Source organism: Ferruginibacter sp. SUN106, assembly GCF_050611765.1.
Taxonomy (GTDB): Bacteria; Bacteroidota; Bacteroidia; order Chitinophagales; family Chitinophagaceae; genus Ferruginibacter.
In genome coordinates this window covers 943,414-961,199 of sequence record NZ_JBODJC010000001.1, presented here as the reverse complement: position 1 = coordinate 961,199, position 17,786 = coordinate 943,414, and the positions used below count along the sequence as shown (strand labels likewise).

The window sequence follows — 17,786 nt, the reverse complement described above, 5'->3', positions numbered from 1 at the left end:
CAACTAAAACGTAATAATACTTGGTAAATTGTGCTAATATCGGAAATAAAATTAACCAATATATAGCTATCAAATACAATATATTTCAGCAATTATTACTGTCGCTTTAAAGACTCTCTTTCTCACTAAATGGATGCTTTAAGAGCTTAGAAATTTGGCAGCTTACCTTATGATCACCATTTTACCGTACCCTTTATTGAAGTATTGGTCGGTTCTGTCATCTTTTCCTTTGTATTTTTCTAATGACTGTCCATTTAAATTGGTCAATACCCTGTACAAGTACACTCCATTCGCTAATTTTTGTCCATAAGTATCGGTACCATCCCATTTAAAATCGGTGATATTTCTTCCGATGTGAATAGGGCCTAATTCATCTTTGGTGATTTCACGTACTACTTTTCCGGTGATGGTTAATATTTGTATGCGTATATTTTGTGGCAGTTCGCTACCCGTTATTGTAAACACAAAGGCTGTTGAGGTAGTGAATGGATTAGGATAATTCAGCAGGTTTGATATCATGGGTTTGTTGATCACACTAAACATTACATGATATTCCAGTGCACCGGCTTTATTGCCTACCGCATCTTTTCCCGAAACAATCAATTCATAATCACCATCAATCGGAAAATAAGGTGTAAAGTCGATGCTGGCACTGTTTTCACCGCTGGCAAGATTGGCAGGATTAAAACGCATGGTATCTCCAAAGTTGTAATTATGTAAAGTGTTATCGGGATAACGAACCTGCACTTTTAATGAAGCTGTATCGGTAATAGCCATAAAACGGCTTTCGTCTTTAAGCTTTATATAGATATGTGGCTTTGCAGCAACAATATCACTGTTTAAAATGTGTACCCCATCAAAAGTTACATCCAGCAATGGGTTATAATTATCCGGCCTCACATAAAAATCTTTAAACAATACATTATTAAAATGCGATTGTTCAGGTTGATCGTTATTCGGATTTACATCAATGAATAAAGTATTGTTGCCCGGATAGTCTTTTGTCTCAATTTTATATTGCACAGAAAGTGTATCCCCGGCAATCAGAATCTTCCCTTTGGCCAGGTTGATCTGGTGCGGCAAATTATTATTGTCGGTAATGGTAAATTTAAATTTCATAGCACTATCAAATGCAGCAGGACTGATATTTTTGAAAGCTACTTTAAAATCAATTACTTCACCTTGCTCTACAGTATCTTTCATGCTAAACAAAATATTGGGTGCAATGACACCTTCAGGCACGGGTGTATAATTTACCCTCCAGTAACGTAATTGATAAGGCGTTGCATTAGCGCTGTCTTTAGTAAACATTTTTAATTTCAAATATGGATATTGAGTTGCACTCACCGATGATATATCAAAATCATGCTTAGTTGAATCTAATGTAAATATTGTTGCTTCAGCTCCCGTGGGTGTTACTCCTATAATTTGAAAATTTATAGAATCAGTACTTATCGTTTCTATATTTTTCCCCCTGTAATGGAACTGGCCCCATGCTTTTGCAGGTCCCAAAACCGGGGATGCGATAGTACCTGCAATAGCTTTTGCATTTAGTAATATTGATTCTGCAATAAAGGCATCGGCAGTAGCGCCCATATCCTGCACAGGAACAAAACCTGTTGGTCCTTTTTGGAAAAACAATACAAAAGGTATGTTTCTGTAAAAGCTGTCAATTTTATTCAAGCCCTGGCTTTTTAATTTCTGGTAAAGATTAGGTGCAGGATCTGCCTGCCAATCGGCAACAAATGTTGTATTCGGTGTCCATCCCAGGTTGTTAATACCTACATACATGCCATCGGGAATGCTGTCTATAAAATCCATCGCTTTTTTCCTGTAAGCAGGGTCTGTATACGGGAATTCAAAAAATCTACGGGTTGCGCCTTCATGAGATACATCACAAGCCGGCGACCAGCTGCCAAATCTTCCGGAACCCGGGTTTACAGGATAATTTTGCCAGGGTTCCAGTGTTTTTGAATCAAATACATAAAATTGCAATGAGCCATATTTACAGCCATATTTCTCTATGATATTATTATCCAGTTGTACATTAATATCTGCACCTGCATAATATGGATATATCCCTGCGTTAAAGGCAATTGTTTTTGCAGTGGTTTTAAAGTCAAATATTCTGCTGGTTAAGTAATCAATATTATTGTAATCATTTTTTAAATATTGGTAATAATGCGATTGATTAAAGCCAGCAGTGCCCGAAGCCAGGTAAGTAAACGAATAAGTATTCCATATAGGAGCCGCTGACCCGATTGGCACCATTGATGTTCTCCAATAATATACGGTGCTATCAGTAAAGGTCAGGTTAGAAGGCTTAAATTCAATTACGCCGCCATTACCTGATGCAGTATATGTTTTCTTAAATGCCGAATTAAACAACTCTGTAGTATCAACTTCCATTGCATACTGCCTTTGCAGTACTAATGGATTGGCAGTACTGGCAGTAAATGTGATGTTTTGCTGATTTACGATAGAAAAATTATAGGGATATACCGGGCGTAATTCATCTTCATAAATAAAGAATTCTTTTTCGGCAGTATTGTTGGACTCAGAAAGTTCGCTCACCTTATTATCTACATCCAGCGTTACGATTATTTTATTCAGGCCTTTATCGGTAAGAGGATTTATATGAACAGCAGGTAACACAACAGAATCACTATACCTAGTTGCAGGGATACGCTGGTTGAATAATACCTGGATAGTATCATTGGGTAGTTTACGTTTAACTGTAACCCTCATAGTATCATTAATGGCTGTTCCTATATTCAGCATCTTTACATTCAGGTTAAAAGAAGGATCTGCAACAGTGATAACAGAAGGGCTTATTTTTATCAGTTGCTCTTCTACAATGTAATCCGGTTTACTATGCCAGTTTATACGCAAGGCCGGGTCACCCTGTAATGACAACTCTTCCAGGTGTAATCTTGTATTAAAGTAGCCCGGAGACAGATCAATTGGCGGTGGATTGTTAAGTACATTCTGCACAGTTTTTTTCATCTGGTCGCCCACTGTGCCACCATAATTATTTATACAGAATTCTTTATAAAAATAGTTATTGTAATGATCAAGGTAAGGTTCAACACCCAGATGTGTATCTGCAAAAAAACCGATACTACCCTTCTGGCTTGCAAAAGTATATTTTTCAGATAATGATGTATTACCTGCTAAACGGGTGGGGTCGAAATTAAAGTAGTTACCGGCACTGCAGCCACTAACATTTATAAAGGGATATTTGCCCTGGTTCTCATAAATTTCCGGGCTGCTTAGATTGAATGCCAGTGTACTGGCTGATGAATGCCCGAAATAACCGATAAAGCTTAAACCTTCTTTAAATAATTGTTCAATAAAAGCACTGCTGGCCTGCTGCACCGGGCCAGAGCCAGACTTAATAAAGGTCTCCACACGGGCACCGAATAAAGTATCTTCTGCTACTCTTTGGTAAGCACTGAAATCAGAAACAAAACTTGCACTTTCAGCATCACTGGCACCTCCGGCAATATGGATGATATTTTTCATCCACGCTTTTTCGGCAATGGTTTGAATGGTTGACATTTGTGCCTGCTCATATTGTTTCATTTTTTCGAGGTAATTACCAACTTCGTTTCCTGTAACAGCACCAATCCTTCCCACGGGAACTATTGGTAGTACAGTGCCTGGCTCACTCACTAAAAGTACATCAGAAGCAGGCCAGCCGAAAGTGGGCACTAAATTAAGTTTGTCGGCTGCAGGATCGGCCTGGTTAACTTTATACTCATTATATGCAACTGCACGCCCTATTAAAAACACAAATTTTGGTTTAACTCCAAATTGCTGATTAGCATAGCGGATAAAATCTCTTATTGCTGCAGGATGTTTACTGATACCAAAACCAAACTGATCAGTCAGTTCATTAATATCATACACTTTAGCAGTATAACCTCCACCGGTAGCCGAACTTCTGTATTGCCTGTACTGGTCTACATAATTTGTACCACTGCCATTGTTATACAATACGGGATTACTGATAATAATATAATCACCCTGGTTGGCAGTAGCAGTGATATTTAAAAAAGTTTTTGTTGTTAATGCAGCAATGGTATACACATTAGTTGCGTCCTGGCTGATCAAATTAAATCTCCTAACCGCATCTGAAGAAGCAGGCAATACAAATTTTACCTGGCCGGCAGTACTGATATCACCCAGGTATCTTCTGCCATTATTGATATCATATAATATTGGCTGCACCCCATTATTATTAAAATTATTTATCACTACATAGTTGCCAGTTGCAGATGGCGCTAATTCAAAATAAAAATTCTTTTCATTATTAAAATCAAATGTAGCCGGATAGGTTACCGAAAAACAGGAAGCTACAATGCGATCAACGGATGCATTGGAAGAATTAAGTGCTTGTATATCTACCTGTAATGATGAAGGGCTTGACAAAATTGACAAGGGTAAATTCCTCACCGTGTCTTTATGGTAGGAAAAATTAGGGATAGGATTGGGTACAGCCCAAACGTTGGTGCCGTTAATTTTTGCTCCAAGGTCTCTTGTATATAAGGCATTACCGAAAGCAGACAATGTAAAAGTAACGCTGTTGGCAGGCCCTGCAGTATATTTATTAAGCCCGTTGATAGTATTGGTAAATACACTGGCGGGAGCTATATCACCGGTAGACCAACCTTCACCTAAATCAAACGCAGCGGAATAAACATATTCACCAAAATCTGCGGCCATTCCCCTGTTGATCTGATCTTTAAAATGTGTTTGTACCCTCCGCATAAAATAAGCATCTGCAGGCAACACATTGCCTGCCACCGGGTTAGCAGTTTGCACATAACGCAAATTTGCACCGGTGGTATTAACGGTTAAAAAATAGGTAGCTGTATCAGAGAACAGGCTGTATTTATCATCCGGTTGTGAGCTCGTATCACGGTACAAAAATTTATCCGGCTTGCCATCATTCATCTCTCCCCAAAATTCAATAAAATCCGTAGCTCCCAATGTACCTGTAGTAACGGAAGTGTATAACCTTACCTGCTGGCCATTGCGCCACAGCTGAAAGTTTTGCGCAGGTGTACTGCCAAGCCCGATAGCTGCCAAAGCAGGCTGATACAAACGACAAAGTGTGTCCCGGGTGATCTTAAACTTATAATAGGTTTTATTATAGTCGATCCAATTATTGTTCAATTGACCATAACCCGTTGCAATGATCAATAAAAGAACTACAGTAAGTAAAGATTTTTTCATAACTGGTCCTTTGTGATGTATTTTATTTTCAACTGGCTGAATGGTGTATGCAACTAAAAAGTTCAGTATTCAGCTGCCGGTAAAGTCTGCATTAAAAATACGTCAAAAAATTTTGTAATGATGGCTAAAAAAGCAGGCCATTGCTCAATTACCTCAATAACAAACCTGCTCTTTTTATTTGCTGGTATTGCTTTTCAACAGCAATAACTATCCTTTTTTACAGAAATAATAGTTATTGTCATTTTAAAGACGCTGTGACATAAAAAATAGATGCTTTTACCAGTAATTTATTCTATTGGATGTGAAGATGTGGTTTTATCATTTTTTATAAGCAATTTTGCCAAAAAACAGGCTTTAAATAATTTTTATGCAGGATCTGATAGCAGAATTACAATGGAGGGGCATGATACAGGACATTATGCCCGGCACAAAAGAACAGCTGGCAAAGGAAATGACCACGGCTTATATTGGCTTTGACCCCACCGCAGACAGTCTGCATATTGGCAGCCTGGTACCCATTCTCTTATTAATTCATTTACAAAAGGCAGGACATAAACCTGTTGCTTTGGTAGGCGGTGCCACCGGTATGGTGGGCGACCCGAGTGGTAAAAGTGAAGAACGCAATTTATTAAGTGAAGATATATTGAACCACAATGTAGCCTGCGTAAAAGCACAGTTGGAAAAGTTTTTAGATTTTGATGCCAGCAAACCTAATGCAGCTGAAATGGCTAATAACTACGATTGGTTTAAAAATATTTCTTTTTTAGATTTTATCAGGGATACCGGCAAGCACATCACCGTAAACTACATGATGGCAAAAGACAGTGTGAAGAAAAGGCTGGAAGGCGAGAATGGTATGAGCTTTACAGAATTTACTTACCAGCTGGTACAGGGCTACGATTTTTACTGGCTGTATAAAAACAAGAATTGCAAATTACAAATGGGCGGCAGCGACCAGTGGGGCAATATTGTTACAGGTACCGAACTGATAAGAAGAAAAGATGGCGGCGAAGCATTTGCCTTTACCTGCCCGTTGATAAAAAAAGCAGACGGTGGCAAGTTTGGTAAAACAGAAAAAGGAAATATCTGGCTGGATGCCAATAAGACAACCCCATTTCAATTTTACCAGTTCTGGTTAAATGCCAATGATATTGATGCGGAAGGATGGATAAAAATATTTACTTTTTTAGATCAAAAAACTATTGATGATTTAATTGCAGCACATCACCAGGATGCATCCAAAAGAATTTTGCAAAAAACGCTGGCTAAAGAAATTACCGTTTTTGTACATGGAGAAGAAGAATACAATAAGGCCATAGAAACCACTGAAAAATTATTTGCCAATCAGAATGCATCTGCAGAAGATTTAAGTGAAGATGACCTGAATAATATGGAAGGCATTGTGAAAATAGATTACAGTGCAGATAAGATCAGCACCGGAATTGATATCGTTTCTTTTTTAGCAGAAACCAATATTTTCCCCAGCAAAGGCGAAGCAAGAAAAAATGTACAGGGCGGTGGCGTTAGTATCAACCGGAAAAAAATTGAAAGCATTGATACTAAAATAGAAACTGCTTTACTGTTGCACAGCAAATACCTTTTATTACAAAAAGGAAAGAAAAACTATTACCTGGTGAAAGCGGTTTAATTACCTTTTATCAGCTTCCACATTTCATCAGCTACTAACTGGTTGCCTTTTGCATTCAGGTGCACTCCGTCTGTAGTAAGAATGCCCTTGGTTTTATTCTCCGGGTTGTTGGTGAGATTATACGCTAAAAATAATTTACGCAGGTCCACTACAGGTAAGCTATTTTTTGCGGCCAGGTCACGGATGATCTTGCTGTATTGATTTAAATCGCCATCCTGTGGATTGCTGAAGTCATTCTTCTCACCAATTGTTGCAGGCGTGCACAACACCACTTTTATATTTTTATCTTTTAATTTTTTAATGATGGCCTGGTAAAATTTTTCAAACTTATCCGCATCGGTACCTGTGCCGGAAGTAGCTTTATGCCATACATCATTCACTCCCACATAAATAAAAACCATATCCGGATTTTTCGCCAGCACATCTTCTTCCATGCGTAAATACAGATCGTACACTTTATTACCGCCGATGCCTGCACCTATAAATTCGTAATCTGCTTTTTTGCCTTCCAGGTTACACATGCTATCTATACGCATAATGTACCCGCCGGGATTTGCGCCAGCCTGCGTAATAGAATCGCCAAAGAAAACGACACGTTGTTTTTTTTGTTTGGGCATAAATGCAAGCATTGATAAAGTAAATAAAACAGCGAACAATTTTTTCATAACAATCAATTGAAATTAATGTAATAAATGTTTTCTTTCCCGGTACACTTTCCAGATAAATTCCCCGAATAAAGTATTGGCCCAGGCAAACCATTTTCTAGTAAATTTAGTAACATCATCTTTATGAAATGCCTCGTGCATAAAACCAGTGCCGGCATGACTTTTCTGCAGCATATCCAAACAGTATTTTATTTCTTTATCGTCATTGCTGGTTAAACCCCTCATGGTAATGCTCATTGGCCAGATATAATCCATACCCACGTGAGGACCACCAATCCCTTCTCCTGCCTTACCTTTAAAGAAAAAAGGGTTGTTATCACTTAATAATAATTTTCTTGTATTGATATATTCTTCTTTTTTACCAATATGATCGCCAATTAAATAAGGCAACGATATTATTGAGGGCACGTTGGCATCATCCATTATGTTGTAACTACCAAAACCATTGATCTCGTAAGCAATCACGTTACCGAATCGTTCAGTTCTTACAATTGCGTTTTTGTCGAGTGCAGCCGATATTGTTTTACCCAGTTGATAAACCGAATCATTTAATTCTTTCGAAACTCCGGCTGTAGAAAAAAGATCGCTTAAATGTTCTGTAGCTTTAAGTGCAAAAAAATTGGAAGGTACAAGAAATGGATACAACGTTGCATCATCACTTGGTCTGAACATGCTATGTATTAAACCGATCTTTTTTGTGGGATAACCATAACCACCCAATGGCACACCATCTGTTGCCCAGCTTGTAGTGCGTTCAAATTTGTAAGGCCCGTCATTTCCCAGGCGTTGTTGCTCTTTAAAAGTTTTTATTACCAGTTGCATAGCCTGTTTCCAGTCATTATCAAGGATGGAACTATCACCGGTCGCTTTCACATATCCGTGAGCTAAACGTATCGGGTAACACAAACTGTCTATCTCCCATTTGCGTTCATGCACACCCGGTTTCATTATTGTTTTATCGTCTTTCCATTCGCTGATCTTATTCTCATCTTTATAAAATGCATTGGCATAAGGGTCTTTTAAAATACATTTTACCTGGCGGTTGATCACACCTTTGATCAGTTCCTGTAAATTTTTATCTTCCTTCATCAATGGCAGGTAAGGCCATACCTGTGCAGTAGAATCTCTTAACCACATGGCATCAATATCACCTGTAATTACAAATGTATCAGGCTTGCCATTGATCATTTCAAAATCAACAGTAGTGTCTAATGTATTCGGAAAACAATTCTCAAATAACCACCCCAACTCTTTATTGCCAATATTCTTTTTTACGTCGGCAATTAATTTTTCTACTGCGGGGCTTTTAAATTTTCGCTGGCTTTCCGCTATTCTTACTAAAGGAAAATCGGGATTGCGCTTTGCAAAAGAATAATTATTGAGCAGTATACCTGTTGCAGCAAGCGAAGTTTGTTGTATAAATTTTTTTCTATTCATTTTGTTGTACCTGGAAGCTCCAGCTTCCAGTTTTTTATTTGGAAGCTGGAGCTTCCAAACTACGTTAAGAACAGACTTTTAAATTTTCGCTGGCTTTGTGCTATTCTTACTAATGAAAAAACAACACTACGCTTTGCAAAAGAATAATTACTGAGCAGTATACCTGTTACCGCAAGTGACGTTTGTTGTATAATTTTTTTCTATTCATGTTGTTGTACCTGGAAGCTCCAGCTTCCAGCCTTTTATTTGGAAGCCGGAGCTTCCAAACTACGTTGCTAAATAATTCCACCGCCAATCCTCCCACTTTTTAACCAACCCGGCTTTAACGGCATTTTGTAAAATGTAATTTACAATATTTTCGTATTCGCCATCCCTTACAATATGGTCATAAGATTCTGGCTCCCAAAAGGGGCCTTCTCTTTGTAAAATAAGATTACTTTTTTAGCCGTAAAGCTTTTATGTGATTGCATTATTTTAAACAAATCCTGTTGGGTATCTTTTAACGAAAACAAGGCATGCACATGGTTGCTCATTATAGTAAAACAATTTAAATCAATGCTGGTAGCAGCAAGGTGTATAAGTGAATCATAAACGATCTGCGCAATGGCTGTTTGCTGCAACCAATATGGGCCATTTGGATTGCGATCTAAAAAATTATCGAATTGAGCGAAGTATTTCTTTTGGAGATCATACTCACTTACAGTGTTATGGTTTTTGTCTTTTAAAAGTTGTTGAATAGATTGTTGATGCTCTTCCTGTAATTGTTTAATTACCGGCATAGCAATAGAATCATATAATCGATACGTAACAAAATAAGTGGCATTTTCTGCCTGTTTATGTGGAAGCTTTTGTCTGTAGAAAGACTTTTGCATTGTACCTGTAGCTGGAAGCTCCAGCTTCCAGTCTTCTTATTTTCGTGATGCAATTAACATTAACAATTTCGATAAAAACTAAAGCTTCACTTCAGTTAATGGCTGGAAGCTGGAGCTTCCAGGTACTCCACCTCAGGAATAAATTTCCTTTCATTCACCCAATAGCCATTACCTTTTTCGCAGATATGTACTTTTAAATTTTCTAAACTGAAGGGGTTACCATCTGGTATATCGGCAATATTGCTGTAGCTCACATCGTGTCCATCAATAATGATCACACAACCACTTCCTATAGCTTCCATTTTATTGCCTTCAGTGATCAGCATCCCGGTATCTTCTCCTAAACCAATACCAATACAACTGGGGTTACAGGCAACAGCCTGTGCCAATCGTCCAAAACGGCCACGTTTTTCAAAGTGGGAGTCAATGATCACAGAATCTAAAAAACCTAAGCCTGTCGTCATCTTCACTTCACCTTTTAAATGCGCTTTTGCAGCATTGCCTTCATAGATCATGGTATTGCTCATAGCCATGGCGCCGGCAGAAGTGCCCGCTATTACAAAATTTTCTTCGGCATAGCGTTTTTTAATGATGGATAAAAATTCAGTGCCGCCATCAGTTACACTCAGGCGCAACTGGTTGCCACCGCTGAACATAACAGCATCACATTCTTTGATACGTTGTAAATAATCGGGATTATTGGTATCGGCACGGTTGCGGATATGCATTAAACCAATATTGGTGCAACCGATCTTTCCAAAAGCATTGAGGTAATTGTCGCCCACTTCGTAGGGAATAGTGCTGGCAGTAGTGATCACTTCTATACGGCTGAGGGGGCCACCTGCTTCCTCCACAATCCTGCGGAGAATACCGAGTTCAAAAAAGTTGAGGTTGTTGCGGTTATAATCGTCTTTGTCAGTTTCTGTCCCTTTATCTTCGGCTCCACCTATCGCAATCAATTTTCCTTTGGCAAATTGCATTTAATCCTTTTTGTTATGATAACGCAAAAATAAGGGAAATCGTGTTTTAAGCTTGTTGTTTTGTTATTAACTGCTGTTGATTACAGGGAATTAACTTTTGGCAAAACTTTCAATCCCTTCTACCAAACGGTCTAAATTTTTTGTTGTAGTATACACATTAGGTGTAACTCTTACACCATGTATATTTTCCCATTCAATTCCTACTGTATGAATTTTATAATTCGTCCAGAGATAACTATCTAATTCAGCAGGCTTTTTACCTTCCACACTTACCGAACCAATAGCACAACCAAATTCTTTTTTTAGCGAAGTATGTATTTGTACTTTAGGAATGTGCTGCACTTTTTCCATCCAGTAATTCTTCAGATACAATAGTCTTTCTTCTTTACGTTTAGCGCCGATCATATCAAAAAAATCAATGGCTTTATCAACCGCTTCCTCAATAAAGAAAGGCCTTGTGCCTAAGTGTTCAAACTTGCGGATATTATCTTCTTCTTTTTCTCCAGCACCAAACATGGGCCAGATGTTTTTTATTTTTTCTTTACGTATGTATAACAGGCCGGTGCCAATAGGTGCGCCCAGCCACTTGTGCAGGCTGGTGCCAAAATAATCGCAATTCAAATCAGGAATTAAAAATTCAAATTGTGCAAATGTGTGTGCACCATCCACTAATACTTCAATATTCTTTTTCTTTGCCGCATCGGCAATTTTTTTAACCGGCATTTTTTGTCCGATCCAGTTGATCATGTGCGTTACCTGTACCACTTTAGTTTTATCTGTAAATGCATCGGTATATTGTTTCACTAAATATTTTTCGTCTTCGCTGGGCAGTTCTAAATTTATCCAGACTAATTTAATGCCTTCTCTTTTTTCTCTTTGTTTCCATGCGCCGATCATGTTGGGATAATCCTGTTTGGCTAATACCACTTCATCGCCTGCTTTTAATTCAATACCAAATATCACCGCTTCCAATGCTTCTGATGCATTACGCAGCATGGCAATTTCTTCTTTATCGCATCCTGCCAATTGGGCTAAATTTTTTCTTAATGGTTCTCTGCCCTGGTCAATTACCCGCCACATAAAATAACTGGGCGCTTCATTGCTGATATCGTAATATCTTTTCATAGCATCGGCCACTACTTTTGGTGCAGGCGATACACCGCCATTATTTAAATTGATAAATCCTGAAGAGATAGTATACGATTGCTGCACATAATACCAGAATTCATCATCGGTAGCTAAGTCACCGGGTGCCACATTTTCTGCATTCTTTAAAGCGCTTTTTAAATTCCGGCTCCACGCAGGTTGAAACATCCCGGCAGTTAACGCAGATGCTGATAACAGCGATATTTTATTGAGGAAAGAACGACGGTTAGCCATGCTTTTAATTTTAGGATTACAATTTACTGATTTTGTTTTTTGTAAAGCAAGATGATTTCGGTAATTTCCATTTCTGAGGGAATTTCACAGAGATACTCAGAGAGATATAGCAACACAGAGTAAACTCCGTGTAACTCAGTGCTGCTTTGTGAAACTCAGTGTAACCAAAAAACTATTTATGAAGATTCTTGAAATTAAAGTATTGAAAGGCCCGAATTACTGGAGCGTACGCCGCACCAAACTGATCCAGATGAAATTAGACCTGGAAGAAAAGGAACAGATGCCTACCAATGCTATTCCCGGTTTCAGGGAAAGATTAGAAGCACTCTTACCTTCATTAATTGAGCACCGTTGCAGCGTGGGCACCCGTGGTGGTTTTTTTGAACGTGTGGAAGAAGGCACCTGGATGGGCCATGTAATTGAGCATATTGCGTTAGAGATACAAACTTTAGCAGGCATGGATACCGGCTTTGGCCGCACCCGGGGTACCGGCAAAGAAGGTGAATATTATGTGTGCTTCAGTTATATGGAAGAAGATGCCGGTGTATACGCTGCAAGAGCTGCGGTACGCATTGCACATGCTTTAATTTTTGATGAAACCTACGACCTTGATGATGACATTCAGAAATTAAGAGAGATACGTGAAGATACCAGGCTTGGCCCCAGCACCGGTTGTATTGTAGATGAAGCGGCGAAAAGAGGCATTCCTTATATCCGTTTAAACAAACATAGTTTGGTACAATTGGGATACGGTGTGCATCAAAAAAGAATACGGGCAACCATTGCAAGCACCACAGGAAACATTGCAGTTGATATTGCCTGCGATAAAGAAGAAACAAAAAATTTATTAGGCGCTGCCGAAATTCCCGTACCAAAAGGTGATGTGGTAAGAACAGAAGAAGGATTGAAAGATGCGATTGAAAGAATTGGTTACCCTTGTGTGATAAAACCTATTGATGGCAATCATGGTAAAGGCAATACCACCAACATCACCGATTGGGAAATGGCATTGCGTGCCTTTGAAGCAGCAAAAGTATATGGCCGCAGTGTGATCATTGAAAAATATATTACCGGTTTTGATTTCAGGATACTGGTGATCAACTATAAATTTATTTGCGCCGCTTTACGTACGCCTGCAAGCGTGGTGGGTGATGGAACAAACACCATTCAGTATTTAATTGATGAAACCAACAAAGACCCGAGACGTGGATATGGTCATGAAAAAGTGCTGACACAAATTACCATTGACCAGTTTACACAAAAAATGCTGGACGAAAAGAATTATACTTTAGACACTATCCCTGCAAAAGATGAACTGGTATTATTAAAACCAACGGCCAACTTAAGTACCGGCGGTACATCAACTGATGTTACAGACGAAGTGCATCCAGCCAATATTTTTATGTGCGAACGCATTGCAAAAATAATTGGCTTAGACATTTGCGGTATCGATATTATGGCTACCGATCTTCGTACACCCGTAACAGAAAACGGTGGTGCTATTTTAGAAGTAAATGCTGCCCCTGGCTTCCGGATGCATATTGAGCCTTCGGTTGGTTTGGCCCGTAATGTGGCAGAACCTGTGGTAGATATGCTTTTCCCGAAAGGCAGCGCAGGTAATATTCCTATCATCGCTATCACAGGCACCAATGGTAAGACGACCACCACAAGACTAACAGCGCATATAGCAAAAACAGCTGGTTATAAAGTAGGGTACACTACCAGCGATGGTGTGTACATTCAAAACCAGATGATGATGAAGGGAGATTGTACCGGCCCGATCTCATCGCAATTTGTATTGAAAGACCCTACAGTTGATTTTGCCGTTTTGGAATGTGCAAGAGGTGGTATTTTAAAAAGCGGATTGGCATTTCAGAATTGTGATGTGGCGGTGGTAACTAATATCAGTGCCGATCATATTGGTTTAGGTGGAATTGATTCGATGGAACAAATGGCGAAAGTAAAAGCGGTTGTTCCGGAAACTGTTTTTAAACATGGCTATGCCATTTTAAATGCAGAAGATGATTTAGTATATGCTATGAAAGATGGCCTGCAATGTAATGTTGCTTTATTCAGTATGGATGAAAACAACAAACGTATTATTGACCATTGTAAAAAAGGCGGCTATGCGGCGGTGTTTGAAAATGGTTATATCACCATTATGAAAGGCACCTGGAAGATACGGGTGGTGAAAGTTACTGAAGTGCCCGTGACTTACGGTGGTAAAGCGGTACACAATATTATGAACTGTTTACCTGCAGTGTTATCTACTTATTTCTGGCGTAATATTTCTATCGACGATATTAAACTGGCGCTGCAAACATTTGTGCCTTCTCCTGCACAAACACCGGGCAGACTGAATATGTTCCAGTTTAAACATTTTAAATTTTTAGTTGACTTTGCACATAACCCTGCCGGCCTGGAATTATTGTGTGATTTTATCAGCAAAATGGATGGCGAACCTAAAGTAGGTATCATCAGCGGCACCGGCGACAGGCGTGATGATGATATCAGGGAATTAGGAAGAATTTCCGGACGATCTTTTGATGAGATCATTATCCGCCAGGATAAACATTTACGTGGCCGTACGGCAGAAGAAATTGTAAATCTTTTGGTAGAAGGTATCAATGAAACCAAAACAAAAGACATCCCGGTAAATATTATCTACAATGAAAAGGAAGCGATCATGTTTGCCTACGACAATGCCAAACCGGGCAGTTTAATTACGATCATGTGTGATGTGGTAGCGGAAGCTTTGGACCTGATAAAGAATTTGAAGGAGAAGGAGGATATGGAGTGATTGATTATATAAAATAAATAATTTTCTGTTTTACTATCTAAACATTAAATATTCGTACTAATTGCACATGTCTATTAAAGAGCAGGGAATTGAAGAAATTAGTTTAAGCGAACATATTCGAAAACGGCCAGCAATGTTCATCGGCGGATTAAACATTGCTGGCTTTAATTATATGCTGGAAACGTTTTTTGAAGAGTTATTAAAAGATTGTAACAAAGGCCCTGTTTTCGAAATTGACTTCTATCCATTAAGCAGGTTTAAATTAAAGGTAATTAATGTTGATACGACAAAATTATTTTTCAGAATTGAACACCTAAACTCCAAAGGCAGCCTGGGGCTGGCAGTTTTTGTTACCCTCAATTCAAACATTTCAATTTCTACAGACCTGTCCACTTCATTGATTTTACAAGGTAAAAATGGCAATAATAAAATCACTATACCTGCATCAGTTCCTGATAAAAGTAATATTATCATAGATTATACACTCGACACTGAAACTTTCAAGGAAATCAGCTTTTCTTACGAGCAGATAAATATTTTTTTAAGGCAATTTGCTTTTCTCAACCCTGCTCTTAAAATAATCAGTATCGACAGAATGACAGAAGAGTTACAAAGAAATGTTTTTTGTTACCCTACTGGTGTTTTAAAACAGCTTGATTTCATCCTTTCAAAACAATTATATGAAAAGCCATTGTTAAGGCTTAATATAGAAAAACAAACAGATAAATTTTTCTACCAGATTGGCATTTGTTATGCCTATCTGTATATCGAGAAAGCTGTAATAAAATCTTATGCAGGAAATACTGAAACTTATTTAGGGGGCTCTTTACCCGATGGGATTATTGCAGGGTTAATACAAGCTATAAAACATGCTGCTCAAAAAGATAATTTAGAAATAACTATTTCAAAAAAACTTGTTCTTGAAGACCTGAATTTAATTGCTGCAGTAAAAGGTGAAGATCTTGTATTTTATGGAAGTACCAAAAGAAAATTAGGAATGCCAAAACTCCGCAATGAAGTTAAGCAAATTGTTTTTGAAGAAATGACAGCTTACTTCGAAGCTAATCCAACTGTAAAAGAAAAAGTAGTAGATAAATTCAGAAAATGGGACTAAAATCATACTCACAACATCACCCACACCGCAAACAAAATATACTCAGCAAAAAAGAATACCCAAAAGCGCAGGTAAAATTTCTTTACCGAATTTTTATCCTCCAGTTTCACCGAAAAATAATTGAGTAAGAAAAATATAAATAACGATCCGTGGGTGACAATAAGATACCACGGATTTTTTATAGCATAAAGAAAACTCCAGGCCAAAACGAAAATATAGGCCGCTCCTACTAATAATGTTCCGCCAAGCAAAGCATTTTTTTTAGAGTACAAAACTGCTAATGTGCGTACATGAAATTTTTTATCGCCTTCCGTATCGGGCAGGTCTTTAAACCATGCAATGGCAATACTAAATGCCATGATAAAAAAAGCCAGGCACCAGATATGGCCCGGCAACTCATAATTACCATTGATCGTTTTTTGAAAATGCAGGAAGATACCCACATTTACCAGCAACCCTCTTACCAAAGTAATAGCCAGTGCCGCAGGCAAATGATGTTGCTTTAAATACAGCGGCGGTAATGAATACGCAATACCAATTAAAAGTATGATGATGATGAGTGCGAAATAAAATAAAGATGCCAGCAAAGCGAAAACCAAAGCCATCACTAATGCTGTATAAACTATGATCAAAGCATTTTTTCTCGATAGCGTACCGGCTGCTAATGGCAAATAAGGCTTATTGATCTTATCCATCTCCACATCCGCAAGCTGGTTAATACCCACAATAAACACATTGCAGGCCAATGCTGCAATTAAAGTAGTAGCATACAGCCAGCCATGCTGCAATAAATTGCTTCCATTATTGGCAATAATGTACAAAGCAGTAATGCTGCATACAGAACCAATAATGGTATGTGGCCTGCTGAACTGCCAGAGTATCTTTGCTGCTTTCATGTATTTATTGGTGCTCCTTTAATGTAAACAAGATTTCCTTTCCAATTGTTTACGGTATGTACGGTGATGTGGTACGATTGGGTTGAAATATTTTTTACTATTTCTTTATACTCTGCTGCTGTCTTCGATTTCAGCACAGAAATAATACCATCATAAGTTACCGTAAACAGGTTTACCGGAATGATATAAGTAAACAACAACCTTAATAAAGAGAACGGTTGTACAAATGGCGCTGTAAACAATTGAATAATGATAGTAGTAAAAATTATTTTTATAATGTTCAATAACCCAGGCTCCAGTATTTCAGCAACTACAACCGGGGCTTTATTTGCTGCCATCTTTTGCAGCAATTCTTTTTGCTGCACCGCAGAAAAATGATGAAACGCATTACACATCGTGTAAACGGTATTTTCAACTGGCTGCATTTTCAACACATCAACAGGCTGTAAAGAATATTCAACAGCAGGTTTATTTTTAAAATCTGTATCAGGGTATTGATCTGTCAGCAGCATGGGGATTTTTTCTTTTAAATGCTGGTGCATATATATAGCAGGAATACCACTGCCGCTGCAAAGATCCTGTAAAGCAGTAATATTATTTTGCACAATCATTTCATCAAGTACAGGAGATAAAGGCTGATATAATTTGGTCCACACACTTACGCTACCCACAAATTCCAATTGCCAGCGCCGCAGCGTTTTCGGAAACCAATTATAATCTTCCAGTTCTTTTATCATTGCTTAAATTACAGCA

General features: G+C 38.4%; 11 protein-coding genes. 3 read left to right on the top strand and 8 right to left on the bottom strand.

Going from position 1 to position 17,786, the window contains the following annotated elements:
• Positions 1-162 precede the first annotated feature (162 nt).
• A complete protein-coding gene (locus ACQ334_RS03950; protein ID WP_430986869.1) occupies positions 163-5,241 on the bottom strand; it encodes a C25 family cysteine peptidase in 5,079 nt (1,692 codons plus the stop codon).
• Positions 5,242-5,608: 367 nt separating this feature from the next.
• Here ACQ334_RS03950 and tyrS point away from each other — a divergent pair, with 367 nt between their 5' ends.
• Positions 5,609-6,889 carry a tyrosine--tRNA ligase gene (tyrS, locus tag ACQ334_RS03945; RefSeq protein ID WP_430986868.1) on the top strand — a complete coding sequence of 427 codons (1,281 nt, stop codon included), beginning with the start codon at positions 5,609-5,611 and terminating at the stop codon, positions 6,887-6,889.
• On the opposite strand, the gene ACQ334_RS03940 is transcribed toward tyrS, so the two are convergent.
• The 5 genes from ACQ334_RS03940 to ACQ334_RS03920 form a co-directional block, all read right to left on the bottom strand.
• Positions 6,886-7,554 (bottom strand): SGNH/GDSL hydrolase family protein, encoded by a 669-nt coding sequence (locus tag ACQ334_RS03940; RefSeq protein WP_430986867.1) that lies wholly within the window; start codon positions 7,552-7,554, stop codon positions 6,886-6,888. The two genes, tyrS and ACQ334_RS03940, sit on opposite strands and share 4 nt — an antisense overlap.
• 15 nt (positions 7,555-7,569) lie before the next feature.
• Positions 7,570-8,991, bottom strand: coding sequence for a glycoside hydrolase family 125 protein (locus ACQ334_RS03935; RefSeq protein WP_430986866.1), 1,422 nt, complete (start codon positions 8,989-8,991; stop codon positions 7,570-7,572).
• 374 nt (positions 8,992-9,365) lie between these two features.
• The gene (locus ACQ334_RS03930) at positions 9,366-9,863 is read right to left on the bottom strand and encodes a hypothetical protein (protein WP_430986865.1); all 498 of its coding nucleotides are present in this window, start codon (positions 9,861-9,863) and stop codon (positions 9,366-9,368) included.
• 95 nt (positions 9,864-9,958) lie between these two features.
• On the bottom strand, positions 9,959-10,843 hold the full coding sequence (locus tag ACQ334_RS03925; RefSeq protein ID WP_430986864.1) for a cyanophycinase: 885 nt from the start codon (positions 10,841-10,843) through the stop codon (positions 9,959-9,961).
• 90 nt (positions 10,844-10,933) lie between these two features.
• Positions 10,934-12,223 (bottom strand): aminotransferase class V-fold PLP-dependent enzyme, encoded by a 1,290-nt coding sequence (locus ACQ334_RS03920; protein ID WP_430986863.1) that lies wholly within the window; start codon positions 12,221-12,223, stop codon positions 10,934-10,936.
• Between the two features lie 178 nt (positions 12,224-12,401).
• Here ACQ334_RS03920 and cphA point away from each other — a divergent pair, with 178 nt between their 5' ends.
• Together cphA and ACQ334_RS03910 are read left to right on the top strand one after the other, a co-directional pair.
• Complete coding sequence (cphA, locus tag ACQ334_RS03915) at positions 12,402-15,023, top strand: cyanophycin synthetase (RefSeq protein ID WP_430986862.1); 2,622 nt, start codon at positions 12,402-12,404, stop codon at positions 15,021-15,023.
• A 67-nt stretch (positions 15,024-15,090) separates the two neighbouring features.
• The gene (locus tag ACQ334_RS03910) at positions 15,091-16,137 is read left to right on the top strand and encodes a hypothetical protein (RefSeq protein ID WP_430986861.1); all 1,047 of its coding nucleotides are present in this window, start codon (positions 15,091-15,093) and stop codon (positions 16,135-16,137) included.
• 8 nt (positions 16,138-16,145) lie between these two features.
• Here the strand turns inward: ACQ334_RS03910 and ACQ334_RS03905 are convergent, their stop codons facing one another.
• Entirely contained in the window at positions 16,146-17,033 is an 888-nt protein-coding gene (locus tag ACQ334_RS03905; RefSeq protein WP_430986860.1) for a homogentisate phytyltransferase, read from the bottom strand.
• A complete protein-coding gene (locus ACQ334_RS03900) occupies positions 17,030-17,770 on the bottom strand; it encodes a hypothetical protein (RefSeq protein WP_430986859.1) in 741 nt (246 codons plus the stop codon). Before ACQ334_RS03900 ends, ACQ334_RS03905 begins: the two co-directional genes overlap by 4 nt.
• Positions 17,771-17,786 lie beyond the last annotated feature (16 nt).

Coding starts and splice junctions, on each gene's coding strand:
- ACQ334_RS03950 (WP_430986869.1), bottom strand. CDS start 5,241: ATGAAAAAATCTTTACTTACTGTAGTTCTTTTATTGATCATTGCAACG.
- tyrS (WP_430986868.1), top strand. CDS start 5,609: ATGCAGGATCTGATAGCAGAATTACAATGGAGGGGCATGATACAGGAC.
- ACQ334_RS03940 (WP_430986867.1), bottom strand. CDS start 7,554: ATGAAAAAATTGTTCGCTGTTTTATTTACTTTATCAATGCTTGCATTT.
- ACQ334_RS03935 (WP_430986866.1), bottom strand. CDS start 8,991: ATGAATAGAAAAAAATTTATACAACAAACTTCGCTTGCTGCAACAGGT.
- ACQ334_RS03930 (WP_430986865.1), bottom strand. CDS start 9,863: ATGCAAAAGTCTTTCTACAGACAAAAGCTTCCACATAAACAGGCAGAA.
- ACQ334_RS03925 (WP_430986864.1), bottom strand. CDS start 10,843: ATGCAATTTGCCAAAGGAAAATTGATTGCGATAGGTGGAGCCGAAGAT.
- ACQ334_RS03920 (WP_430986863.1), bottom strand. CDS start 12,223: ATGGCTAACCGTCGTTCTTTCCTCAATAAAATATCGCTGTTATCAGCA.
- cphA (WP_430986862.1), top strand. CDS start 12,402: ATGAAGATTCTTGAAATTAAAGTATTGAAAGGCCCGAATTACTGGAGC.
- ACQ334_RS03910 (WP_430986861.1), top strand. CDS start 15,091: ATGTCTATTAAAGAGCAGGGAATTGAAGAAATTAGTTTAAGCGAACAT.
- ACQ334_RS03905 (WP_430986860.1), bottom strand. CDS start 17,033: ATGAAAGCAGCAAAGATACTCTGGCAGTTCAGCAGGCCACATACCATT.
- ACQ334_RS03900 (WP_430986859.1), bottom strand. CDS start 17,770: ATGATAAAAGAACTGGAAGATTATAATTGGTTTCCGAAAACGCTGCGG.